The sequence below is a fragment of the Flavobacterium sp. T50_26 genome (assembly GCF_057652995.1).
Genome location: NZ_JBYFCC010000003.1, coordinates 196,454 through 221,740, shown reverse-complemented (window position 1 = coordinate 221,740; position 25,287 = coordinate 196,454). Strand labels below are relative to the sequence as shown.

The 25,287-nt window shown below is 32.5% G+C and carries 23 protein-coding genes and 1 tRNA gene; 12 read left to right on the top strand and 12 right to left on the bottom strand.

Annotated elements, in window-relative coordinates; all coding sequences use genetic code 11:
* Positions 1 to 156: 156 nt before the first annotated feature.
* Together AC23MC_RS03205 and AC23MC_RS03200 are read left to right on the top strand one after the other, a co-directional pair.
* Positions 157 to 2,055 carry a T9SS type A sorting domain-containing protein gene (locus AC23MC_RS03205; protein WP_487566984.1) on the top strand — a complete coding sequence of 633 codons (1,899 nt, stop codon included), beginning with the start codon at positions 157 to 159 and terminating at the stop codon, positions 2,053 to 2,055.
* A 74-nt stretch (positions 2,056 to 2,129) separates the two neighbouring features.
* On the top strand, positions 2,130 to 2,927 hold the full coding sequence (locus AC23MC_RS03200; RefSeq protein ID WP_487566983.1) for a transposase: 798 nt from the start codon (positions 2,130 to 2,132) through the stop codon (positions 2,925 to 2,927).
* Positions 2,928 to 3,024: 97 nt separating this feature from the next.
* On the opposite strand, the gene AC23MC_RS03195 is transcribed toward AC23MC_RS03200, so the two are convergent.
* A tRNA-Met gene (locus AC23MC_RS03195) sits at positions 3,025 to 3,098 on the bottom strand.
* Positions 3,099 to 3,246: 148 nt separating this feature from the next.
* Here AC23MC_RS03195 and AC23MC_RS03190 point away from each other — a divergent pair.
* Both AC23MC_RS03190 and AC23MC_RS03185 read left to right on the top strand, forming a co-directional pair.
* Complete coding sequence (locus AC23MC_RS03190; protein ID WP_487566982.1) at positions 3,247 to 3,639, top strand: START-like domain-containing protein; 393 nt, start codon at positions 3,247 to 3,249, stop codon at positions 3,637 to 3,639.
* A gap of 47 nt (positions 3,640 to 3,686) precedes the next feature.
* Positions 3,687 to 4,523: an aminotransferase class IV gene (locus AC23MC_RS03185; RefSeq protein WP_487566981.1), complete on the top strand. Its 837-nt coding sequence runs from the start codon at positions 3,687 to 3,689 to the stop codon at positions 4,521 to 4,523.
* Here AC23MC_RS03185 and AC23MC_RS03180 read toward each other — a convergent pair.
* The 5 genes from AC23MC_RS03180 to AC23MC_RS03160 all read right to left on the bottom strand — a co-directional run bounded on the left by AC23MC_RS03180 (position 4,520) and on the right by AC23MC_RS03160 (position 9,038).
* Positions 4,520 to 5,080 (bottom strand): YqgE/AlgH family protein, encoded by a 561-nt coding sequence (locus tag AC23MC_RS03180; protein WP_487566980.1) that lies wholly within the window; start codon positions 5,078 to 5,080, stop codon positions 4,520 to 4,522. The two genes, AC23MC_RS03185 and AC23MC_RS03180, sit on opposite strands and share 4 nt — an antisense overlap.
* A gap of 121 nt (positions 5,081 to 5,201) precedes the next feature.
* Positions 5,202 to 5,474, bottom strand: a complete 273-nt coding sequence (locus AC23MC_RS03175) for an HU family DNA-binding protein (RefSeq protein WP_112084759.1) — start codon at positions 5,472 to 5,474, stop codon at positions 5,202 to 5,204.
* A gap of 179 nt (positions 5,475 to 5,653) precedes the next feature.
* Entirely contained in the window at positions 5,654 to 6,601 is a 948-nt protein-coding gene (fmt, locus tag AC23MC_RS03170; protein ID WP_487566979.1) for a methionyl-tRNA formyltransferase, read from the bottom strand.
* A gap of 1 nt (position 6,602) precedes the next feature.
* Complete coding sequence (locus tag AC23MC_RS03165) at positions 6,603 to 8,495, bottom strand: RecQ family ATP-dependent DNA helicase (RefSeq protein ID WP_487566978.1); 1,893 nt, start codon at positions 8,493 to 8,495, stop codon at positions 6,603 to 6,605.
* A gap of 3 nt (positions 8,496 to 8,498) precedes the next feature.
* Positions 8,499 to 9,038, bottom strand: a complete 540-nt coding sequence (locus tag AC23MC_RS03160; protein WP_487566977.1) for an AAA family ATPase — start codon at positions 9,036 to 9,038, stop codon at positions 8,499 to 8,501.
* A 222-nt stretch (positions 9,039 to 9,260) separates the two neighbouring features.
* Between AC23MC_RS03160 and AC23MC_RS03155 the strand changes: the two genes are divergently transcribed.
* The 3 genes from AC23MC_RS03155 to murA are packed head-to-tail and all read left to right on the top strand — an operon-like array spanning position 9,261 to position 11,590.
* A complete protein-coding gene (locus tag AC23MC_RS03155; RefSeq protein WP_291093513.1) occupies positions 9,261 to 9,545 on the top strand; it encodes a DUF493 family protein in 285 nt (94 codons plus the stop codon).
* An 11-nt stretch (positions 9,546 to 9,556) separates the two neighbouring features.
* Positions 9,557 to 10,264, top strand: a complete 708-nt coding sequence (locus AC23MC_RS03150; RefSeq protein ID WP_291093515.1) for a DUF4290 domain-containing protein — start codon at positions 9,557 to 9,559, stop codon at positions 10,262 to 10,264.
* A 15-nt stretch (positions 10,265 to 10,279) separates the two neighbouring features.
* Positions 10,280 to 11,590, top strand: coding sequence for a UDP-N-acetylglucosamine 1-carboxyvinyltransferase (gene murA / locus AC23MC_RS03145; protein ID WP_487566976.1), 1,311 nt, complete (start codon positions 10,280 to 10,282; stop codon positions 11,588 to 11,590).
* 55 nt (positions 11,591 to 11,645) lie between these two features.
* Here murA and AC23MC_RS03140 read toward each other — a convergent pair whose 3' ends face one another.
* Complete coding sequence (locus tag AC23MC_RS03140) at positions 11,646 to 14,123, bottom strand: DUF5686 and carboxypeptidase regulatory-like domain-containing protein (protein ID WP_487566975.1); 2,478 nt, start codon at positions 14,121 to 14,123, stop codon at positions 11,646 to 11,648.
* A gap of 51 nt (positions 14,124 to 14,174) precedes the next feature.
* The gene (gene aroQ / locus AC23MC_RS03135) at positions 14,175 to 14,591 is read right to left on the bottom strand and encodes a type II 3-dehydroquinate dehydratase (protein ID WP_487566974.1); all 417 of its coding nucleotides are present in this window, start codon (positions 14,589 to 14,591) and stop codon (positions 14,175 to 14,177) included.
* Positions 14,592 to 14,724: 133 nt separating this feature from the next.
* Between aroQ and AC23MC_RS03130 the strand changes: the two genes are divergently transcribed.
* Together AC23MC_RS03130 and AC23MC_RS03125 are read left to right on the top strand one after the other, a co-directional pair.
* Positions 14,725 to 16,368 carry a M14 family metallopeptidase gene (locus AC23MC_RS03130; protein WP_487566973.1) on the top strand — a complete coding sequence of 548 codons (1,644 nt, stop codon included), beginning with the start codon at positions 14,725 to 14,727 and terminating at the stop codon, positions 16,366 to 16,368.
* Positions 16,369 to 16,375: 7 nt separating this feature from the next.
* Positions 16,376 to 18,130, top strand: coding sequence for a M14 family metallopeptidase (locus AC23MC_RS03125; protein ID WP_487566972.1), 1,755 nt, complete (start codon positions 16,376 to 16,378; stop codon positions 18,128 to 18,130).
* A gap of 81 nt (positions 18,131 to 18,211) precedes the next feature.
* On the opposite strand, the gene AC23MC_RS03120 is transcribed toward AC23MC_RS03125, so the two are convergent.
* Positions 18,212 to 18,754: a porin family protein gene (locus AC23MC_RS03120; protein ID WP_487566971.1), complete on the bottom strand. Its 543-nt coding sequence runs from the start codon at positions 18,752 to 18,754 to the stop codon at positions 18,212 to 18,214.
* A 177-nt stretch (positions 18,755 to 18,931) separates the two neighbouring features.
* Between AC23MC_RS03120 and AC23MC_RS03115 the strand changes: the two genes are divergently transcribed.
* The 3 genes from AC23MC_RS03115 (at position 18,932) to xerD (ending at position 21,232) form a co-directional block, all read left to right on the top strand.
* The gene (locus AC23MC_RS03115) at positions 18,932 to 19,525 is read left to right on the top strand and encodes an outer membrane protein (protein WP_487566970.1); all 594 of its coding nucleotides are present in this window, start codon (positions 18,932 to 18,934) and stop codon (positions 19,523 to 19,525) included.
* A gap of 109 nt (positions 19,526 to 19,634) precedes the next feature.
* Entirely contained in the window at positions 19,635 to 20,261 is a 627-nt protein-coding gene (locus tag AC23MC_RS03110) for an outer membrane beta-barrel protein (protein ID WP_487566969.1), read from the top strand.
* Between the two features lie 74 nt (positions 20,262 to 20,335).
* Positions 20,336 to 21,232, top strand: a complete 897-nt coding sequence (gene xerD, locus AC23MC_RS03105; RefSeq protein ID WP_487566968.1) for a site-specific tyrosine recombinase XerD — start codon at positions 20,336 to 20,338, stop codon at positions 21,230 to 21,232.
* Positions 21,233 to 21,337: 105 nt separating this feature from the next.
* On the opposite strand, the gene AC23MC_RS03100 is transcribed toward xerD, so the two are convergent.
* The 3 genes from AC23MC_RS03100 to rny all read right to left on the bottom strand — a co-directional run bounded on the left by AC23MC_RS03100 (position 21,338) and on the right by rny (position 25,078).
* Positions 21,338 to 21,862, bottom strand: coding sequence for a DUF4199 domain-containing protein (locus AC23MC_RS03100; protein ID WP_487566967.1), 525 nt, complete (start codon positions 21,860 to 21,862; stop codon positions 21,338 to 21,340).
* Positions 21,863 to 21,867: 5 nt separating this feature from the next.
* The gene (locus AC23MC_RS03095; protein ID WP_487566966.1) at positions 21,868 to 23,430 is read right to left on the bottom strand and encodes a hypothetical protein; all 1,563 of its coding nucleotides are present in this window, start codon (positions 23,428 to 23,430) and stop codon (positions 21,868 to 21,870) included.
* A gap of 82 nt (positions 23,431 to 23,512) precedes the next feature.
* A complete protein-coding gene (rny, locus tag AC23MC_RS03090; RefSeq protein WP_487566965.1) occupies positions 23,513 to 25,078 on the bottom strand; it encodes a ribonuclease Y in 1,566 nt (521 codons plus the stop codon).
* Positions 25,079 to 25,287: the final 209 nt, after the last annotated feature.

Genomic DNA, 25,287 nt, shown 5'->3' with positions numbered 1-25,287 from the left:
CAAAAAAATCATTTATCTTTGAATTATTAACGAAATACTCTATTAGCAAAAGTCCAATTTAGTTTGAAGATATACAGTTTTAATATCAAATTACCTTTGTAATCGGTAGGGTTGAGTCTAAAAAGATTGTTTTACATTAAATATAAAACAAACATTATGAAAAAAATTATTTACTTTTTTACATTAGTTATTTCCATAACTAGCTTTTCACAAGCTCCAACTTTTTCATGGGGGAAAATTAATTACTCAGGATTAAACGATTCTGGTAATGGGGTTGCTGTCGACCAAGTAGGAAATGTAATTGAAATTGGAACTACAAGAGGGTATGAAGGATTAGAATTTAATCTTCAAGGCAATATACTACCTCAATCTCCGCCTGCAGCAGAATATGGTGGTTACACGCCAGATTATGGATGGTCTGATTCTTATATTGCAAAATACAGTTCTTCAGGTACGCTATTGTGGTACTTAAAAACATCCGGCGGCTATTTTGAAAATATACAATCGGTAGATACCGATAGTCAAAATAATATCATACTCGTAATTAGTACTAGATCTTATGATGCTATGTTAGGAAGTATTCCTCTTCCACACCCAATAGGTCAATTTCCAAACAGAGCTAAAGGATTTGTAGTAAAACTAAATCCTAATGGGCAACATATATGGACTAAACCTATCGATGTTAATTTAGGGACTTATCCATTAAATATTGGTCCAAACGGTATTACTATGCGTCAAGTAAAAGTAGATCATTTGGACAATATTTATTGTTTAGGTTTTTTCTTTGGAGAAACAATGTTTGTAGATAATTTTTCAGTAACGGGTAGTGGTGTCTTCAATACCAATCAATATAAAGAAGACTACTTTATGTTAAAATTAAATCCTTCCGGAGATGTTGCATGGCTGTCAGGTTTAAAAAGTTTTGATACTAAGAGTTATTCAAAATTTAACATCAATGAAAATAATGTTATTGCAATTGCTGGTACTGCTAGAGCAGCGACTGTTAATATTGGTAATTTTGTTTTCAATAATCCAATTAACTTAGAAGCCCAGCCTGGATTTTTAGCCAAAATTGATGCCAATACCGGTAATGGAATTTGGGCAACTACACTAAGTACATATTCAGGAATAAATATTGGTTTTGATTATTATGTTTCATTAGGTGTTAGTGAGTCGTTAATTGATAATCAAGGTAATATTTATATTTGTGGTGCAATTCCTGGCTTATGGGAAACTTTTCAAAACTTTAACTTAAGCTTTGGTAGTTCAACTATATTTGCTCCTTATGTTGTTGACCCTAATGGAGGAAATAGTCAAAATTACCGCAGAGACTCATTTATGTTTTTGGCTAAATTTGATAGTGTGGGAAATAGATTATGGTTAAAAACATCTAATGATTTGTATAATTATTCAATTGGCATGAATGATATAGCTTTTGACACTAATGGTAATATTATCGGTTTAGGATCTTATATACAACCTGTTGAAATTGCTAATGGAGTAATACTTCCAAATTCTGATTGTGAAGCCGAAACAAATGGTTGTATCACACAAAATGCTAGAAAATCATTTTTTGTAAAGTTTGATACAACTTCCAATAATTTTGTTTGGTCAAGACAAGCTGGAAGTACATTCAGAATGTCACCCGTGAATATGGATTTATCCAACAGTGATGATATTGTTTTTGGTGGTACTCTAATTCAAGATAATATTAATTTTGACGGAAACATTGTAAATGGTTATCCAGTAGTTGGAGGCTTTACAGACGCATTTATTGCCAAATTTAATAATTCTACACTAGGACTTGACGAGAATAACAACATGACTTTTATTGATATTTTTCCTAATCCAACAAGTGGAGAATTTAATTTTTCGGGAGATATTGAAAATATTAAGAAAATTGAACTCTACGACTATACTGGTAAAATGATAAAGTATTTAGAAGAAAACAATATAAATCAAGTAGATATTAGTCATCTTCCTGTCGGGCTATATCTTGTCAAAATAATAGACAAATCAGATAACATTTCTACTAAAAAAATAATAAAAAAATAAAAGAATGAAAATACTAAAAAAAGTAAAACTTAGTTTAATGCTAATGGAATAGCATTCCACAAGAACAGAAGAATTTGGTTGTAAAATTAGCGTTGGATTATCCTGATTTATCTTCACGTGAATTAGCCTTTAAAATGACCGTTGAACAGCAAATATTTCTATCAGAATCAAGTGTTTATCGAATTTTAAAAGCAAGAGGGTTAATTACAGCTCCAGCTCATATTTTCCTGAGTGCAGGCGATGAATTTACCAATAAAACAGGCTTCGTACATCAAATGTGGCAAACGGATTTTACCTATTTTAAAATACTGGGTTGGGGTTGGTATTACTTGAGTACGGTTTTGGACGATTACAGCCGATACATTGTGCACTGGGAACTTTGCTCGAACATGAAAGCAGATGATGTAAAAAGAACCATTGATACTGCCATTAAGAAAGCAAAATTGGTAACTAAACAAAAGCCAAAACTCTTGTCTGACAATGGTTCATGCTACATTGCAACTGAATTAAAATCCTATTTAAAAGATAGTTATCAAATGGATCAAATTCACGGCAGACCCAATCATCCACAAACACAAGGAAAAATTGAACGCTATCACAGAACCATGAAAAATGTTGTGAAACTTGATAATTACTTCGCTCCAGAAGAATTAGAAGCTGCTTTAGAAAGATTTGTTTATAGGTATAACAATGAACGCTATCATGAATCATTAAACAACTTAACCCCAGCAGATGTATATTTTGGGAGAGGTGAACTGATTTTAAAAGAACGTGAACGATTAAAGAAAATTGCAATTATAAACCGAAGAAATGAGTACCAAAAATCAAAATTAACAACAAATCAAAAAAATCTTTTATCTTTGAATTATTAACTAAATACTCTCTTAGCAAAAGTCCAATTTAGTTTGAAGACGTACAAAAAAACGGATTAAGAACCTTAATCCGTTTGATTTCAAAGTAATAATCTTGTAGCGAGACCGAGATTTGAACTCGGGACCTTTGGGTTATGAATCCAACGCTCTAACCAACTGAGCTATCTCGCCAAATTCTTTGAATTACCTCGTCGGTAATGCGGGTGCAAATATATAAATAATAGTAAACCTTCCAAACATAAAATGATAAAATATTTTTATTTTAAAAAACGCTTTTTTTTTGAAGTAATATTCAATATATTGCCACAAAATACTAAGAATGGATACAAAAGTACGATATGAAATAGAGTTTCCTTTAAACTCATCACCACAGTTACTCTATCAATATATCTCAACACCATCAGGTTTGTCTGAGTGGTTTGCTGATAATGTGAATTCTAGAGGTGAATTTTTTACTTTCATTTGGGATGATACATTGGAAAAAGCTCGTTTAGCCTCCAAAAAAACAAATGAAAGAATAAAATTTAAATGGTTGGATGAACAAGATAAAGACACCGATTATTTTTTTGAATTGAGAATTATGGAAGATGAAATCACAAAAGATGTTTCTTTAGTTGTAGTTGATTTTGCCTTTGAAGATGAATTAAGCGAATCTAAATTATTATGGGAGAACCAAATATCTGATTTAAAGCATGTTATTGGTTCGGTGTAATTTAATGGAATAAACGTATATTTGCCCTGTAAAATCAGGGCTTTTTTATGGTTAATCTCAACGGAAATTTAGTAGAACACGAGTCGGTGTTAAGTCAGAATAGAGCATTTCTATATGGTGATTCGGTCTTTGAAACACTTAAAGTAGTGAACGGTAAAGTATTGTTTATGGAAGATCATTATTTTCGATTAATGGCATCCATGAGGATTATTAGAATGCAAATTCCAATGAGTTTTACTTTAGAAAATTTGGAACATCTAATTTTAGAGTTGGCAGATAAAAATTCTTGCTCTGATTCTTGCCGTGTTCGTTTCACTGTTTATCGAAATGATGGTGGATTTTATTTGCCAAAAGATCGAAATGTTTCTTTTCTAATTTCAACTACAAAATTGGAAAGTAAATCTTATATAGTTAAAGAAGAACCCTATGAGGTTGAATTGTTCAAAGATTTTTATGTAACCAAACAATTACTTTCAACTATTAAATCTACCAACAAGTTAATCAACACAGTAGGAAGTATTTTTGCTGATGAAAATGGTTATCAAAATTGCCTTTTACTCAATGAAGAAAAAAATGTAGTTGAAGCTTTGAATGGTAATTTGTTTATGATAACCGGAAATCGATTAATAACTCCGCCACTTTCTGAAGGGGGTTTAAACGGAATCATGCGTAAACAAGTTTTAGCTTTAGCCAAAAAAGTTGAAGGATTAGAAGTTTCAGAAGAGCCTATTTCACCTTTTGACTTGCAAAAAGCAGACGAACTTTTTATAACCAATATTATTCAAGGAGTTCAACCCATCACAAAGTATCGCAAAAAAGAATTTGCAATAAACTGGTCCAAAATTTTAGTAGAAAAAGTAAATCAGTTAGCAGAAATCAATTAATTCAACATCGGATTTTCCGGTGCGTTAGACCAAATTAGGTATTCTCCTCCTAATTCCATGATTTTCTCTTTCCAAAAATTGGAAGATGACTTTTGAAGAATCTTTTGTTTATAGCTGTTTTCAATTAAAATCCATGAATTAGAATTCATTTCGGTTTCCAATTGATTGGCATCCCAACCGGTGTATCCTAAGAAAAAGCGAATATTATCTTTATTGATTTCTCCACTATTAATTAAATCACGGGTTTTTTCAAAATCACCGCCCCAATAAATTCCGTTCGAAATCTCAATGCTATCCGGAATCAAATCAGGAATGCTATGAATAAAATATAAATTATCTTGCTCAACCGGACCTCCGTTATATATTGTAAAAGAGGATTCAATTTCAGGAACCAAATCCATTAAAGTGTATTCTAAGGGTTTGTTAAGAATAAATCCAACCGAACCTTCATCATTGTGATCAGCCAATAAAATAACAGACCTATTAAATGATAAATCACCTAAAATAGATGGTTCTGCAATGAGTAAATGACCTTTTTTGAGTTTTTCTGAAATCATATCGTTGCAATTTTTAGTTAAATTTAACAATTTTATTTTTAATTATCCAAATATTTCAAGAAAAACTATAAAAAAAAGTCTCCCGAAATGGAAGACTTTTCTTTATATCAAATCAATTAGACTAGTTTACAGTACCTTCTAATTCAGCACCAGCTTTGAATTTAACAACATTCTTAGCAGCAATTTTGATAGTTTTTCCTGTTTGTGGGTTTCTACCATCTCTTGCAGCTCTTTTAGAAACTGACCATGATCCGAAACCTACTAAAGAAACTCTTCCACCTTTTTTCAAAGTAGCACCTACGTTTCCTAAAAATGATTCTAAAGCTAATTTAGCAGCTGCTTTAGTGATACCTGCGTCTGCAGCAATAGCATCGATTAATTCTGATTTGTTCATAATAATAGTTATTAATTGTTGGTTAAACATAAAGTTAATTAAAACAAATTTAATAGGATTTCCTTATTATACAAGTGTTTTCGTGAGTTTTCGTCGCATTTGTTGATAACTTGGGTTGTATTGTTGATAAAGCTATGTTATTCGTCGGTATTTTACCCTTTTTTGAGTGTTTTCAGTACCTAAAGAGCCATTGCGGTGGAAGAAAATTTCATTCCATTAAGCAATTCCTGAACAGTCATTTTCTTTTTTCCGGGGAATTGAATAGATAAAATGTGAATAAAACCATCCGATACAGCGATTTTCATTTCTTTTTTAGTAGAAACAATAGTTCCTATTGCAAGAGAATGATTTTCTTTTTCAAAAGTAGCTTCATAGATTTTTACATTCCATTCTTGTTCACCGTCTTGTACTAAGCTCCATGCTACCGGATACGGACTTAAACCTCGAATTAGATTAAAAATTTCTTCTCCGGATTTTGTCCAGTCAATTTTACAATTGTCTCGGTTTAGCTTATAAGCAGTTTTTATTTCAGGCGAATCGGTTTGTAAAGTTGTTTGCACCGTTGCGTTTTCAATAGCATCCAATGTTACAATCACGGTCTTACTTCCTAAAACCATTAATCTATCGTGTAATTGACCCACATTTTCTGTTGGTTCTATTGGTGTTTCGGCAGAAAGAATGATTGCTCCGGTATCAATTTTATCATCAATAAAAAATGTAGTAACTCCGGTTTTTGTTTCACCATTAATTATTGCCCAATTAATAGGAGCTGCTCCTCTATAATTTGGTAGGAGGGAAGCATGCAGATTGAATGTACCAAATTTTGGCATTTTCCAAACTACTTCCGGCAACATTCTAAAAGCAACCACTACTTGACAATTGGCATCAAGACTTTTTAATTCTTCTAAAAAAGTTTCGTCTTTTAAATTAGTTGGTTGCAGAATTTTTAGTCCTTTTTCTAAAGCATAATCTTTTACGGCAGATGTGTTTATTTTCTGACCTCTTCCGGCAGGTTTATCAGGAGCTGTGATTACGCCAACTACATTATATTTATGTTGTAAAATTGTATCTAAAATCCCAACTGCAAAATCGGGTGTTCCCATAAAAACGATGCGTAATTTTTCCATGCTAAGCTTTTGTGTATTTATTATTGGGAAGAATGATGATTTTTTCTTCATCCAATAGTTCTTGTAATGCAAAGATAAGTTCCTGTTCTTTACAATCAATTAATTTTTCCAATTCACGAGATGAATATGGTTTTTCGGAAATGCTATTCAAAATCAATTGACTAAGCTGATTTGAATTTATGTTTTTTTCTTTTTTGGAAATGCAATAGGAACAAATTCCGCAATTGGTTGTGTTTTTTTCTCCAAAATATTCTAATATAAAACGACTTTTGCAAATTTCATTAGTAGTAACGTAATGAAAAACCTCTTCAATTTGTTCCTTTTTTAAATCGTTCTGCTTTTCTAAATATTTTGAAACGCGGTTTATTGTGCGTTCGTCTTCTCTAACTTCATTAAAAGTAATTATGGCATCGTTATTTTTGGCAATATAATCAACAATGCCTTTTTCTTTTAATCGATTTAAAACTGACTCAACTTGCTCTTCGGAACTATTGCTTTTTCGTGCAATAAGTGAAAGATTTACAGCTGTTTGGTATTCATAAATGCCCGGATATGTTCGCAGAAAAGCTAAAATAATTTCCTCTTCAGAAGGATTTAAGCTGATGTATCGAATCACTTCCTTGCTTTCAATAATGAATTGCAAATTAATTTTTTCTGAATATTCCTGCGTAAAACTGATGATTCCTTGCCGATCTAAAAATTGCAAACCCGAATACGTTTTTATGATGGGAAAATTATATTGCGAACAAAAATGATTCAAATTAAACGGAAATTCTTCATTAATTCCTTCGCCGTATGCAATTTGAAAATAATTACACAATTTAATATAAACTGTTTTCAGAAATTCTTTGTCAGGCAAACCGGCGATGAACTGCGATTTTGCCGAATTCACATCACCCGGACCAACCAATAAAACAGCATATGCTTTTTCACCATTTCTTCCGGCACGACCGGCTTCTTGATAATAGTTTTCAATATTTTCCGGCAATTGAATATGAATAACAGTTTTTACGTTGGCTTTGTCAATCCCCATTCCAAAAGCGTTGGTTGCTACCATGACTTGCACTTTTTCACTCATCCACAAATCCATGCTTTTTGTCTTTTCTTTCATCGGCAAACCACCGTGATAAAAAGCGGTTTTAAAACCCATTTGTTGCAATTGATTGGAAACATCGTAACACGATTTACGGTTTCGCACATATATAATAGAAGATTCCGGATTTTTGCTCAACATTCGTTCAATTTTGTGCAACTTGTCTTCCGTTTCCACAACCATATAGGCAATATTTTCTCTTGCAAATGATTTTTGAAAAACAGCCGGTTTCTCTAATTTTAATTGCTCAATGATGTCTTTTTTTACTCTTTCGGTAGCCGAAGCCGTTAAAGCCAAAAAAGGAACTGCCGGAAAGAAGCTTTTTAATTGTCCGATTTTTAAGTAAGATGGACGAAAATCGTGACCCCATTGCGAAACACAATGAGCTTCATCAATCGCAATTAAATTTAGCGGAAGATTTTTGATTTTTTCTAAGACCCAATCTTGTTCTAATCGTTCGGGAGAGAGGTATAAAAATTTGTAGTTGCCGTATAAACAATTATCTAACAATGTGATAGTTTCGTCTGTAGAAATTCCTCCCGTTAAGGCCAGTGCTTTTATATCTCTTTTGGAAAGGTTTTCTACTTGATCTTTCATCAATGCAATCAAGGGAGAAATCACCAAACAAATTCCATCTTTCATTAAAGCCGGAACTTGAAAACAAATTGATTTTCCACCGCCGGTTGGCATTAACCCAAATGAATCTGATCCGGATAGAACGGCATTTATAATCTCTTTTTGAGGCGTTCGAAATTCATCATATCCCCAATATTTTTTTAGAATTTCTTCGGCTTTTATCATTTTTTATCGTGATATGGCATCTAAGATAAAAAGAATTCTGTTATCTTGAACATCTAGCGGAACTTCTATGAGGTCATAACCATAACTTTCATACGTTTCTTTCAAATGATTATAGATGAGTTTGGCTTGTTCAAAGTTTTCATAACGCTCTTCATCTGACTGATAAATTTCTTCCCATGGCGGTAAAAGAAAGACTTTTGTGTATTTATTTGTACGACATTCTTCATCAAAAAAAGAAGGATAACTATCTCCAATATAATGCATATAAGCCAAAATATCAGGAATGCCGCGATCTAAAAAAATTAAGTTTTCTGAATGTTCATTCGCTTGAATGTATTGTTTTTTTCTTCCTTCCAACAACAATTCACTAAACAATAATGGTTTTTCCAGGAATAACTGTTCAATTCCCTGTTTTCGGGCATCGTTAATAATTTCTCTTGAAATTTCAGGAAAACAAGTGTAGCTTTTTTCAATTAAACCGTTAATAATTGTTGTTTTTCCTGTTCCGGGACCACCGGTAATAACTATAATTTCTTTATTCACTTGTATTCAATAAGTCGGTAAATTTAGAAAAATAGTAAGCTTAAAAACAAACTTTTGAGTATTTTTAAATCGTTTGATGCTATTTTGTTCAGAAAAATTATCGGCTATTTTTTAATTTCATAGTAATTAACGGTTAATTCACATTCTATTATCATTAAAATTCAATTTCAATTTTCTAAAATCTAAAATCAATACTGTATATTTGCCTATAATAAAAATGTTATGGATAAGAATACGGAAGAATTTTATGAAAGACTGAAAGAAGAATTACGAACTACTTCAAATTGGCCTTCCATTTACCTTTATAAATTTATTGTTCCAACTGATACTTCAAAAATAATTGCGGTTGAAGAAGCGTTTAATAACATGGGAGCAGTTATCAATACTGTACAATCAAAAACCGGTAAATTCACTAGTGTTTCTATTAATGTTAGCATGGAAAGTCCGGAACATGTAGTGGCAAAATACCAAGAAGTTTCTACTGTTGAAGGTATAATTTCGCTTTAAAAAATACAAAAATGACTCACAATGAAAAAGCACATGATATTGTGCATGTATTAGAATATAATGCTGAGCGACCTCATTTAATGATACCCGAATATGGTCGTCATTTGCAAAAATTGATTGATCAGGCAACCATTATTGAAGATAGGGAAGAGCGTAACAAAGCCGCTCGATATATTATCAAAGTCATGGGAAGTTTGAATCCACACTTGCGTGATGTGCTTGATTTTCAACATAAATTATGGGATCAACTCTTCATCATGTCTAATTTTAAATTAGAGGTTGATAGTCCGTATCCTATTCCAACCCGTGAAGTTATCAACTTGAAACCGGAGCGATTGGGTTATCCTCAAAAATTTCCAAAGTATCGTTTTTACGGAAACAACATCAAATATATGATTGATGTGGCAAACAGTTGGGAAGAAAGCGAGTTAAAATCGGCTCTCATCAAAGTGATTGCCAACCACATGAAAAAGTCTTATTTAAGTTGGAATAAAGATACCGTTGATGATAAGGCAATCTTTGATCATTTATTTGAACTTTCCGGCGGAAGAATTGATTTGCATCAAAGTACAGAAGAATTGCTGAATACGTCCGATTTAATGCGAACCAATAAAAAGGTTTCCAATAAAAACATGCCGCTTATTCAAAAAAATCCGCTGATTAAGAAAAATAACAAAAACATAAAGGCAAAACCGTATAAAAATAACAATCAGAAATAATCGCTAAAAACGAATATGGGAACATTCAAAATAGAAGGCGGTCATCGTCTTAAAGGAGAAATTCATCCGCAAGGAGCAAAAAATGAAGCATTACAAATTTTATGCACGGTATTGCTAACGCCTGAAAAGGTTACGATTAACAACATTCCGGATATTTTGGATGTTAATAAATTAATTACACTTTTAGGAAACTTAGGTGTAAAAATGCAAAAAAACGGACCGGGTTCCATTACGTTTCAAGCAGATGAAGTAAATGTGGGATATCTTGAAACCGAAGCATTTAAAAAAGAAGGTGGTTCGTTACGTGGTTCTATTATGATTGTTGGTCCGCTTTTGGCTCGTTTCGGAAAAGGATATATTCCAAAACCGGGAGGCGATAAAATTGGAAGAAGAAGATTAGATACGCACTTTGAAGGATTCATCAATTTAGGTGCAAAATTTAGATACAATAGAGAAGACCATTTTTATGGTGTTGAAATCGAAGGTCGTTTAAAAGGAGCTTATATGCTTTTGGATGAAGCTTCCGTTACAGGAACAGCTAATATTGTTATGGCTTCTGTTTTAGCCGAAGGAACTACAACAATTTACAATGCTGCTTGTGAACCTTATTTGCAACAATTGTGCGGTATGCTTAATTCGATGGGTGCAAAAATCACCGGTGTTGGTTCTAATTTATTAACTATTGAAGGTGTTGAAAGTTTAGGCGGTTGCACACACCGTATACTTCCGGATATGATTGAAATTGGAAGTTGGATTGGCTTAGCTGCTATGACCAGAAGTGAAATTACCATTAAAAATGTGAGTTGGGATAATTTAGGTGTAATTCCTTCTGTTTTTAGAAAATTAGGAATCACGATTGAACGTCGTGGCGACGATATTTATATTCCGGAACATAAAGATGGTTATGAAATTAAGAAAGATATTGATGGTTCTATTCTAACCGTTGCTGATGCTCCATGGCCAGGATTTACACCTGATTTATTGAGCATTGTTCTAGTAGTTGCTACGCAAGCAAAAGGCGAAGTATTGATTCACCAAAAAATGTTTGAAAGCCGTTTGTTCTTTGTGGATAAATTAATTGATATGGGTGCAAAAATTATTCTTTGCGATCCGCACCGTGCCATTGTAATCGGACATAATTTTCAATCGCAATTAAAAGCAACTACGATGTCTTCACCGGATATTCGTGCCGGAATTTCGTTGTTAATTGCTGCTTTATCTGCAAAAGGAACAAGTACGATTCAAAACATCGAACAAATTGATAGAGGTTATGAACGAATTGACGAACGATTAAGAGCCATTGGAGCAAACGTTGTCAGAATGTAGTTTTACAAATAGAAGAATAAAAAGAGAGTAGTTTTTAATTACTCTCTTTTTTGTTTTAGTCTAAAACCTTTAATAATTCAAGGCCAATCATAATTCCATCATTCAAGAAAGTAGTTCCGTTATATGATCGAATATAATCTAATCGAAGAAGTTTAAATTTTCCAAAGCCTAATTTGTCTAAACCAATACTAAATTCTTGATAAGGTTTATTCTCCGGTGTGGCTAAATTATGATAGCCAATAATCATTGTAGATTTTAATTTATTAAGCAAGGGTATTTTATTCATTATAAAACCATCAAAATTATGCTCAACATGCATTTCTGTATAACTATCATTCGTGCTGTTTGAATAATACGGAAGCAAATTAAACATATCTAAATACCGATTATTTGGACTAATGATAATTTGATTTCCGTTGAAATGTTTATAATCTACAAACGAAATTTCATCTGCGTTGAAGAATTTGCCACCTTTTAAATTAATTGCAAAATTTCCTTTATTCCCAAGTGTTTGTTCATAAAATACTCGTGCTGCAACAAAATCATAATTATATTTTGATTCACTTGCGGCAAAACCTTTTTCATAACCTAAATAGAGAATAGGGTATTTTTCATTTGGAATAATAAATTTTCCGTCCGGTCTGGAAAAGTATTTTTGTCCAAAATTGATACGAGCATTTACATTTGCTTTCACTAAATTATTTCGTTCAATGCCCGGATTTATATAATCATCTTCATCTAACGGATTATTTGACATAAAATCTATTTTGTTTTTAATAATCACATAATCGGTAGTATTAAAAAGCGGACTTCTTTCTGCGTATTCCAATGAACCCTGCATATGTAGCCCGTTAATAACTTCTTGACTATAGGTAACACTAGCAAAGTTTTTTTCATACACTTTCATGTGGTTTTCTTTTAAAAATAAAGAAACAACTGTGTTTGCAAGTCTGCCGATGGGCTCGTTTTGATTAAATTGTGTGACTTCGCTACCGCCTTTTATACTTAAAAAACTATTTGTTTTTGCATTTAGTCGCGACAGAAAATAACCTGATGCCCGAAAACGTTCTTCGGCAAAACCATAATTAAATTTTGTGCCAAAGGTGGTATATTTTCGATCATCTTCGCTTCTTTTAGTATACGATAAGGAAGTAGATAAATTCCAACCCTGAACAGTGTTGTAGAGCGGAATTTTAAACAATCCGGCATAATTTAAACGCCAATTTTTTTCTGAATTTTGATAAGAATAACCCGAGATTATTTTCTGAATTTTAAATTTATTATTCAAACGATCAATTGAATCTAAATAGGGTTTAGATTTTCGAACCAACTGAATACTGTCTTTTCTAATGTAATCTTCACTTTCTTCCTCGGTTAACGGAACAGGTCGCATTTGATTCCAATACGAATCATCTTTTTTGTTTGCATTGTCTTCAAAACTTAAAATTTCTCTCGAAAAAGTTTTAGTATCAAAGGCTTCTTTAAAGTCATAATTGCTGTAAACATGTGTAAATTTTCCGGTAAATGTGATTCCGAAAGCACCGGCTTCAAATTCTAAACTTTGCGAATTTTTTGCCCAAAGTTGATTGTTGTCATTAAAACTGAAATTCTGTTTCAACTTCATCACATCCAAAAATTCTTGTTTCATTCGGTATCCTTTAATATCCAAATCAATTCCATAAATCGCCCAACTATCTTCTAAAATATAGATGTAACCTTCAAAAACTGGCTCTGCATCTCGTCTCGGAATTACTTTTATTTTATTGATTAAGTTGTTTCGTTCATCATAAAAAGCACCATCTAAAGTATATTTATAATAGCTAAATGCATTTTCTGCAAGTGGTGAAATCATACTGATATTTACATTAATTGTATTGTCATAAAAATCATACATGGTTGCTCTGGCTGTGTTGTAGCTATAACCATTGTCTCTGCCACTAATTTTTGAAGCGATGATTTTTTCATTCAAATTATCAGGTTTTTCAAAGATGATTTTGGAAACGGTTTCCGATAAATACAAAATTCCGGTTCCGGTAGAATCTAATGCACCATCAAAATCGCCCAATTCCTGACCTAATATTTTCTTAGGAGCATTTTTCAATCTAAAAATTCCACGAGAATAAAAATCAGCTGTAAATCGAGCTGTTTTCATTGAGTTTTTTTGCTTATTTGCAATTGCATTTCGAATAATTGCATTGGCCGGATTATCTTTTGAACTCAAAACAACTTCATTCAAATTATAATTTTCTTCAATTAATTTAACATCAAAAGTATAGGATAATTTGTTTATGTTTAAGATGTGTTTTTGCGTTTTATATCCTAAATATTGATAAACAACAGCCACTTTTTCCTGATTTTGAACGCTAAGTTCATAGAATCCATTTTCGTTTGAAGTTGTTCCTATATAGGTGTTTTCAATATAAATATTTACAAAAGGCAAAGGATTTCCTGACTCATCAGTAATTTTTCCTTTAATTTGAGCGAATGATATTAATGTTACTAAGTTAAGTAATAGAACAATGTAATATTTCATGTGTAGGTTTTGCGAGACGAGTTAGTAGTATAAATTTGAAAGTGAATTTTTTTATTTTATTAATGATAGAAGGGCCAATTCATAACTTTTTAATCCAAATCCAACAATTATTCCGGCAGCATTAGGCGAAATAAAGGAATGATGTCTGAATTCTTCACGAGCAAATGTGTTGGAAATATGTACTTCAATCACAGGGGTTTGAATGGCTTTTACAGCATCTCCAATTCCAACAGAAGTATGTGTGTAAGCCGCAGCATTTAAAATAATTCCATCAAATGAAAATCCGGTTTCTTGAATTTTATTAATCAATTCTCCTTCTATATTGCTTTGGTAATAAAACAGTTCCAAATTAGGATATTTCTCTTGAAGCGATTTAAAAAAATCTTCAAACGATTGATTACCATAAATGTCCGGTTCTCTTTTTCCTAAAAGATTTAAGTTTGGACCATTAATTATTATAATTTTCATAGTTAACCGATTTTGAGTAAAAATATCAAAAAAATCATACTTTCAAATCTTTAACTTAAAAACATTAGTTTAATATTAACATTTTGATAGGTTTGAATCAACTATTTTTATGCTTCTAACTAAATAGCATCACATGAGAAAAAAAATACTACTTTTCTTCCTATTCATTTTCGGATTCAGTCAAGCCCAAAATGATTACTTCAACTACGAAGATTTATCCCAAAAACTCAAAGAATTAGCCTCAAAAAACAAATCGTTTTCCGTTAAATCAATCGGAAAGAGTAGTGGCGGAAAAGACATTTGGCTCTTAACACTTTCATCATCCGAAAAAGCAAAACCCGCACTTTTAATTACTGCCGGAATTGATGGAAAACACCAAGTCGGTACTCAAATTGCCGTTAAACTAATTGAGCAATTGCTTGACGATGCCAATCTTTCTAAATTGTTAGAAGAAAAAACGTTGTATTTTGTTCCTTCTGTAAATCCTGATGCCATTTCGGCGTACTTCACTAAATTAAAGTATGAAAAAAGTGGAAATGCAACCAAAACTGATGATGACCGTGATGGAAAAATAGGCGAAGATGGTTTTGAAGATTTAAATAACGACGGTTTTATCACTCAAGTTAGAATTGAAGATGTAACAGGAAGTTATATCGAAAGTCCCGATGATGAACGAATTTTAGTCAAAGCCGATCCTTCAAAAAATCAGGTTGGAAAATATAATTTGATTTCCGAAGGATTTGATAATGATAAAGATGGTAAATTCAACGAGGATATTTCGGAAGGTGTAAACATCGATAAAAATTTCACGTTTGATCATCCCGTTTTTGAAAAAGGTTCCGGTGTTTATGTTGCTTCTGAACCGGAAACCAGAGCATTGTTGGATTTTTTATACCTCAATCAACAAATTTATGGTGTGCTAACATTTGGTATGCACAACAATTTGTCGGAAGCTCCAAAATTCGACAGCAAATCGGCTAGCAGTAGAATTGTAAAAAGTTGGTTGGAAAATGATGTAAAAGCTGCCGAACAAGTTTCAAAACTTTACACCGAAAAAGCAGCCATCAAAGACGGACCAAAATTGCCGATGACAAAAGGTAATTTTGCTCAAACTGTTTATTATCATGCCGGAAAATTCAGTTTTTCAACGCCTGGTTGGTGGATAGACAAAGCTGAAGAGAAAAAAGATTCAACCGAAGCAAAAACTGAGAAACCTAAAAAGGGAGAAAAATCAGAAGTAAATCCTGAAATTGAATTTTTTAAATGGGCAGAAAGAAATCAGTTAAATAATGTTTTTGTGAATTGGACAAGCATCAAACATCCTGATTTTCCTAACCAAAAAGCAGAAGTTGGCGGATTTGTTCCGTATGTGATGAATAATCCACCATCTAAATTTTTAGATGAATCAGCAGTAAAACACAAATTATTTTTGGTAGAATTAATGAATGCTATGCCAAAAATTGAAACGTCAATTCCTGTGGTAGAAAAGTTAGATAGCAATTTATTTCGCATCACCATTAAAGTGGTTAACAAAGGAATGTTGCCCACGTATGCCGAAATTGGTGATAAAATCCGTTTCGTTTCTCGCATGAAAACCGAAATTATGCTGAACAATAATCAGAAAATGGTTTCAGGAAGAAAATACTTTTTACGAAACACGCTTCAACCCGATGAATCAGAAGAATATTCGTGGTTGGTTTCCGGATCGGGAACGGCAACAATAGCAACGGGTTGTGCGACAACGGGAATCAAAGAAATTAAGGTTGAATTGAAATAAGATAAACATGAAAAGATATATACTGACTACTATTTTATGTTTGTTGATGACAAATGTAAATGCTCAAAAAAATGATATTGCTCCGCAAGATTTAAACGGAATGAGAGCAATTGGTTCGCCAGCCAATCCAAAAGTTCGCATGTCATGGGATCGGTACCATGATTATGCTCAAATTACGCAGTTTGGAAAAGATTTGGTAAAAGCCTATCCAAACTTAGTAAAAATGGAATCCATCGGAAAATCTTTTGAAGGAAGAGATATTTGGTTGTTAACGGTTTCCGATTTCAAAACCGATAAAACAGAAAATAAACCGGGTTTCTATATTGATGGTGGAATTCATGCCAACGAATTGCAAGGGGTTGAAATTTCAATGTATACTGCTTGGTATTTGGCAGAAAGTTTTCAAACCGTAAAATTCATCAATACTTTATTAAAGGAAAAGGTATTTTATATTGCGTTAACAATTAGTCCGGATGCTCGCGAAAATTTTATACACAAAGAGAATACGGCTAATTCTTCTCGTTCAGGAATGCGTCCTTTTGATAATGATGGTGATGGATTGGTGAATGAAGATAAGTATAATGATTTAGATGGCGATGGAAATATCGTTATGATGAGAAGAAAATCTAAAACCGGACGATATAAAATTGATCCAAAATACCCAAGCAGAATGTATCAAGTACGGGGCGATGAAATGGGTGAATATGAATTATTGGGTTACGAAGGACTTGATGCTGATGGAGACGGATTAGTAAACGAAGACCAATTGGGAACCTACGATCCAAATCGTGACTGGGCTTGGAATTGGCAACCCGATTATGTGCAAAGAGGTGCTCTTTTTTATCCCGGAACGTTGCCTGAAACCAGAGCTGTAAAAGATTTTATTGTTAGCCATCCAAACATAGCCGGAGCACAAAGTTATCATAATTATGGTGGGATGTTTCTCCGCGGTCCGGGTGCTGCCGAAGATGATGCGTTGTTCAGCAGACAAGATATTGAAGTGTATGATAACATCGGTAAATTAGGTGAAAAGATGATTCCGGGTTATAATTATTTTGTGTTGCACAAAGATTTATACACTGTTTATGGAGGAGAAATTGATTTTCTGTCGTTAACACGAGGCATTTTTACGTTTAGCAATGAGTTAATGACTTCCTATAAATTATTCAATCAAAAAAATGCAGGCAGTCGTTGGGATAACGATGAGTTTAACGAATTTGATAAATACTTATTATTCGGAGATGGTTATGTGGAATGGAAACCATTCAATCATCCGCAATTTGGTGAAATTGAAATTGGTGGAGCTAAAAAGAATTACATTAGAAATCATCCCGGTTTTATGTTGCAGGAAGATGCTCATAGAAACATGGCTTTCACATTATATCACGCTTATCAAACACCAAAATTAGAGATTCTTGATATTAAAACTGAAAAACTTTCCGGAGGTTTAACAGCCGTTACAGCCACTATTATGAATACACGCATCATTCCAACGCATTCGTCTATTGATGTGAAGAATAAAATCGAACGACCGGATTTCATTACGCTAAAAGGTGCAAAAGTGGTTGCCGGAATGACCGTTCAAAACGAAGATTTGAATTTATTTACAGAGCAAAAACACAGTCCACAATCAATCGAAGTAGATAACATTCGCGGAATGGGTAGCATTAAAGTTCGCTGGATTGTTAGCGGAAATGCAAACGGAGCAACCGTTGAGGTTTCTAGTGCCAAAGGCGGCTTTGTTTCGGATAAAGTAAAATAGAAAAAAAATAACCATATAAGTCATATAAGTTTAGAGTGTCTTAAAAGTTATATGACTTATATGGTTTAAAATTTTTATTGGTTAGAATCGATAACCCAGAGAAACCTGAATCACTCTGTTTTTAACTTCTGCATCTTTTGAAGCTTCGGTTAAACCAACAACATATCTGGCTTGGGCAAAAATATTATCTGTAATATTCAAACCTAAACCACCCACTGCAGCAAAATCAAATGATTCTGATTCAAATTGATCACCAACATTATCATCAATTAAAAATGAGAATTGTGGTCCTGCTTCCACACTTAATCTATCTGTAATTAAATAAAATTTTGCTAAAACCGGTACGGTAACATAATTGAAGTTGATGTCTTTAACGTTGTCATCATTGACTTTAGCTCCTTGCGAAGAGTACAATAATTCCGGTTGAAGAGCGAAGTTCTCAAATACTTTTAATTCTAACAAAGCACCAAAATGAAAACTTGTATAGGTTTCTAAACCTTCTAAACCATCTCCTTCAAGACTGGCAAAATTTGCTCCGGCTTTCACACCAAATTTCAACATTTGAGCATTCGATTGGGTTATCCCAATTGTCAGGAATGCGATAAAAAAAAGTAGCTTTTTCATTTTTTAATTATTTAGTTGATTTATTGTTAAAACAAATTTATGGCAATTTTATTGTTTAACAAATGATGATCAATATTAAACTATTGTTGATAAAATTGTTAATAACTGCAATTTGTCCAATAATTACTTACAAAAAGAGTTTCTAATTTTGTACCATAACTTTAAAACAAGTAAAACATGAAAAAAATTATTTTAACAGTTGCGGCAGTATTCGCTTTCGGATTTGCTAATGCACAAGAAGCAACAACTACTGATGGTGGTTTTGCTCAAGGAGATTTATTCCTAAGTGGTGGTATTGGTTTTTCTTCTTCTAAAACTGGAGATGTAAAAACTAATGGAGTGAATTTTTCACCAGCTATTGGTTACTTCATTTCTGAGAACATTGCTCTTGGTGCAAGATTAGATGTTGATTCAGGAAAAGTTGATAATGGCGTTGCAGAAACAAAAACTAGTGGATTTGGTGTTGAAGCATTTGGTAGATATTATTTTACTCCAGCTGCTAAATTTTCAGTATTTGGTGAATTAGCTGTTGGTGTTGGTTCTTCTAAAACTGAAGTTGGAAACGTTGAAAACAAATCTAAAACTTTTGGAGTTAATGCTGGTGCTGGTGTTAGCTACTTCTTGTCTAACAACTGGGCTATCGAAGCTGGTTGGGCAGGATTAGGTTACAACACTGATGATAATGGAGGTAACGGAGCTGAAAAAACAAACACTTTTGGATTAAATGTTGATTTAAGTTCAATTAACTTTGGTCTTATCTACAAATTCTAATTCTTAGGAAATAAAATTTTAAACCACGCCTTGAGCGTGGTTTTTTATTGTACATACTTTGTAGTAATTTTTTTATTTACTTTTGCACTCAATTTTTAAAAATATAAAAATGAAAAAAATTATTTTATCAATCTTGGCAGTTGCTGCTTTTGGAACTGCTAATGCTCAAGAAGCTAAAATCGAACGCGGCTTTGCTAAAGGAGATCTTTTTTTATCAGGTGCTTTTACAATAAGTTCTTCAAAAACAGGAGATTTCAAAGTGAATTTTCTTGAAATTGCACCTAGAGTAGGTTATTTTGTAACTGAGAAAATTGTAGTAGGTGCGTCTATTGGTTACCAGTCAGAAAAGCTTGATATTTATGGTTCAGATGCATCAAATGCTGGTTTAGGTCTTGGTGCTTTTGGACGTTATTATTTTACACCTGCAAATAAATTCTCTTTATTTGCTGAGTTTGATATTGATTATACTTCGTTTGATAATGAGTTTTTTATTGTTGATGGAGAATTAGTGCTTCTTCCCGGACCTGAATCCTCAATTGAAAGCAATGAAATTGGTTTAGGTTTAGGATTTGGAATGAATTATTTTGTTTCGTCTAATTTTTCAATTGAAGCGGGCGTTGCTGTTTTAGGCTATTCAACAAATGATAATGGAGGTGATGGTGCTGAAAAAACTAATACTTTTTCTTTTGGAGGTGATTGGAGAGCAGTAACCTTTGGTGTAAATTATAGATTCTAATAATAGAATTTAATATTTTAAACCACGCCTCGTGCGTGGTTTTTTTATTCCACCAAATTGTCGAACTTTGAAACATGAATTGGCAAGCGTATATTAAAAGTTTTCAGTCGTATTTAAAAATTGAACGAGGTTTATCGCAAAACACCATCGATAATTATTCGTTTGATTTATTACGTTTAACGCAGTTTTTGGATGACAATTCTATTTCTAAAAATCCAATTACTATTGGTGAAGAGGAAATCCAGCTTTTTATTTATTCAGTTTCTAAAGAAGTTAATCCGCGTTCGCAAGCCAGAATTATTTCCGGTTTAAAAAGTTTTTTTACCTATTTAATTTTTGAAGATTATCGATCTGATAATCCAATGGAATTAATTGAGACACCTAAAGTTGGCAGAAAATTACCCGATACGCTTTCCGTTCAAGACATTGATGCCTTGATTGCGGCTATTGATTTATCAAAAGAGGAAGGAGAACGCAACAAAGCTATGCTTGAAACCTTGTACGGTTGTGGGTTGCGAGTTTCCGAATTAATCACTCTCAAAATCTCGGACTTATTTTTTGAAGAAGGTTTTATCAAAATCACTGGAAAAGGAAACAAACAACGTTTTGTCCCGATTGGAAGTACAACACAAAAATTTATTGACTTATATAAAAATCATATTCGTACGCAGTTAAACATTCAAAAAGGACATGAAGACACGCTATTTCTCAACCGAAGAGGAAAGCAGCTTACCAGAGCGATGATTTTTACTATTATTAAAGACTTAGCCGTAAAAATCAATTTAAACAAAGCGATTAGTCCGCACACATTTCGTCATTCATTCGCAACGCATCTTTTAGAAAACGGAGCCGACTTGCGTTCTATTCAACTAATGTTGGGACATGAATCGATTACTACCACGGAGGTTTACGTGCATTTAGATCGAAAGCATTTAACGCAAATTGTGAATCAGTTTCATCCGAGGAAGTAGTTTCTGTTGTAAGTTATCTGTTATTGGTTTTCAGTAAAAATCCAAGTAAAAAAAACCGTCTTAAAATCTTAAAACGGTTTTAGAATATTATTTTGAGTTTATAGTTTACTCTTTTTTTACTTTTTTGAAAATTAAAGATGTTATCGCTACCAAAAAAACTACAAAAAATATATTCGTAAAAAAGCCAAATAGCATATTGCCAATAGAAAATCTACTTTCTTTTTGAAATTCCTCTTCCATTTTTTCAATGGCTACCATTACTTGTTCCTCGGACAATCCCATTGTAGTATAAGTCGATTCAAAGCCTTCAATTATTTTTTCATTTAAAAAAGCAACCGCATCAGGGTTTATATAATTCATATAAACTATTGTATATATTGTACTGATTACAAAACCTACAACACTCATAATAAATAAATACTTAAACGTTTCTCCGTAACTTAAATAGCCTTCGTTTTGATTTTTATATGCTTTTGCCGTAAAATAATGGAATATAACTAGCAAAGCGAACGATAAGAGGGTTTGCATAATCATTCCAATGTAATGTACATGAAAAGTAAATAATGAAATGCAAATCGAAATAACACCATAAATAATTCCGTATTTAATAGATGGTTGCAAGTTTTTCATTTTGATTAATGTTTTAGAATGGGTAATATTAGTGAATCTTTTGCAATTATTTTGTTAGAATCAAAATCTGACTTCAAAAAATTATAGTAAAACTTGAATTGATGCAATCCTTTAGGCAATGAATCCGTTTCAAAAATGCACTTTAATCCTTTTTCTTTGCCGTGTGGATGAGTGTAGTACACGCATTGATTTAACGGAATATTTTTATTATCTATAAAAATTTCAAAATGTGATAAATAGATTTTTTTTATTGTATTAGATTTATCTATTTCTGCTTTTCTAATTATTGTATTCCATTTTTCTTTTTCAATCTCGATTTGTCGTTCTAAATTTTGGATTTTAGATTTTTGTTCAGAATCATTTTTATCTTTTTTTACAGCTCTCTTTTCTTTTAATAAATCTGAAATTACTTTCGATTTTTGTTTTTCTAAGGAAATAATCTTTTGATCCTCAACTTCATTTCCGTTAAAGAATGTAAATGATAACCCTTTAGAAGAATAAGGAGATAAAGTTGGATCGTTTTCAAGTAATTCAATTAGTTCAGGTGTAATTTTAATAAATACAGATGAAAAATTTTCCTTGATATTAAAATGTTCTAATGATACTCGTTTGATTATGTCTTTATTGATTTTTCTTTCCTCATTGGGATATTCAACTAAGTACTTTTCTCTTAAATCATCATAAAAATAATCGTCTAACAATTCACCTGTTTCTAATAATGTATTTCTATCCGGTGAATATGGATTGTAGGTATTTGTAAACATTTGTCCTCCTAAGAAAACTAATAAGATATATGGTATAGATAAGTAAAATAATTTTTTGGTATATGGATGATCAATAAAGTTATAGAGCAGTGGTCTGTAAAGAAATGACAATGTCATAGTGCTATAAAATCTATAAATATAAAAGTAGATTTTGCTAATTGATTTTTCTTTAATTCTTTTTAATCCGCCTAGCGTAATTAGGTCAAATAGTACAAATATTCCTAATCCTACATAAGCAACAATAGTCAAACCAAAAATATTGTTTAGTGCAAATCCACTAAAGAAAAGTTCTAATACAAGCCTAATTAATATCACAGGAATAAAAAAAACGACCAAAGACATAAATAAAGCAAACAAAAGAAATGTGTAAGCAAAAATTACACTACATAACATTTCCAGTCGTTCTATCCAATCATCATAACTACCAACTTTTTTCTTGAGGAATTGAGTAAAAATTTCGGAATAGTTAAACTTGTCATATTCTATTTCTTGAGAAACATATCGCAATCCAATTGCACCGATCCACAGACCTCGCATGATTACATGACCTAACAGATTAAAAAAGAATATAACCCATCCTACTTTTAAAATGATGAAAAAGGGTTTTACTAATGATTTTAAATTGTCACTAGAAATATCATTTTCAATATATAAACCAAAATCTGCTATTAAAATTCTAGAAGAATAAATTCCAAATAATGCAAAACCTGAAATAAGTAATTCCAACTGCCATGATTCCTGTTGTAATTTTTCTAGCCATTGTTTAAATAAGGTTTTTGTTTCACTAGAAGTTTCTCCGCTCATGTTTGAAATTATTTATCGGAATTAAAAGTAAAAAAAAAATAGGGTAGTTAGCCCTATTTATTTATGTTTTTTTTTTACTAATTTACTTAGCAATATTCACCGCTCTCGTTTCACGAATAACCGTAATCTTCACTTGTCCCGGATAAGTCATTTCAGTCTGAATTTTTTGAGAAACTTCAAAGGAAAGTTTAGCAGCTTGTTCATCAGAAACTTTTTCACTTTCTACAATCACACGTAATTCACGTCCGGCTTGAATGGCATATGCACTTTTCACACCATTAAATCCAAAAGCAATCGCTTCTAAATCTTTTAAACGTTGAATGTATGAATCTAAAACTTGACGTCTTGCACCCGGTCTTGCACCAGAAATCGCATCACAAACTTGGATAATTGGTGAAATCAAATATTTCATTTCAATTTCATCGTGGTGAGCACCAATGGCGTTGCAAACTTCTTCTTTTTCACCATATTTTTCAGCCCATTGCATACCTAATATCGCGTGTGGTAATTCACTTTCGGTATCAGGAACTTTACCAATATCGTGCAATAGTCCGGCACGTTTAGCTAATTTCACATTCAAACCTAATTCTGCCGCCATGATTCCACAAAGCTTAGCAACTTCTCTCGAGTGTTGCAATAAATTTTGTCCATAAGAAGAACGGTATTTCATTCTACCTACCACTTTAATCAATTCCGGATGTAAACCGTGAATTCCTAAATCGATTACTGTTCGTTTACCAACTTCAATGATTTCATCATCAATTTGTTTCGTCGTTTTAGCAACAACTTCTTCAATTCTGGCAGGGTGAATACGACCGTCGGTTACTAATTTATGTAAAGCTAAACGAGCAATTTCTCTTCTAACAGGGTCAAAACACGAAAGAATAATAGCTTCAGGCGTATCGTCAACAATAATTTCAACACCGGTTGCAGCTTCTAAAGCACGGATATTTCTTCCTTCACGACCAATAATTCTACCTTTCACATCATCTGATTCAATATTGAAAACAGAAACGCAATTTTCAACTGCTTCTTCTGTACCAACACGTTGAATAGTGTTAATGATAACTTTTTTGGCTTCTTGTTGAGCAGTTAACTTAGCTTCTTCCAAAGTATCTTGAATGTGAGCCATCGCTTTCGTTTTAGCTTCAGCTTTCAAGCTTTCGACTAATTGCTCTTTGGCTTCTTCGGCAGATAAACCGGAAATAACTTCTAATTGTTCAACTTGACTTTTGTGAAGTTTTTCAACTTCAATTTGCTTTTTATCAAGTAGTTCAATTCGGTTGTTGTAGTCGATAATTTTAGCATCAAAATCATCAGCTGATTTTTTTGCTTTAGCCAATTCACTTGAAACTTGTGATTCTTTGTCGCGAACTCTTTTTTCAACTTCAGCAATTTTTTTATCTTTTGATAAGATTTCTTTTTCGTGTTCCGATTTTAATTCTAAAAACTTCTCTTTTGCTTGAAGTAATTTGTCTTTTTTGATGTTTTCAGCCTCTACTTTTGCATCTTTTAGGATGGAAGCGGCTTCTTTTTTTGCATTTTTTATAAGATTGGAAACATTGCTCTTTTCAATGACTTTTGCGATTGCAAAACCCGCTGCAAGACCAACAATTCCGGCGATAATAAGTAGTAATGTACTGTCCATTTGTTTAGGTAAGGTTTATATATAAAAAAAGCCTACATTAGGTGATTGTATAAACTCGTTATGACAAGTTTTGAGCTAACTCACTGTTCAAGGATCCCACTACAAGGTGGGCATGCTATAGTAATGAAGATTTGCTCATTCTAAAATGTTAGTGTTGAGTTTATCAAATAGAAACTAATGTAGGCAGTATCTTAATTAATGTGTAAGAA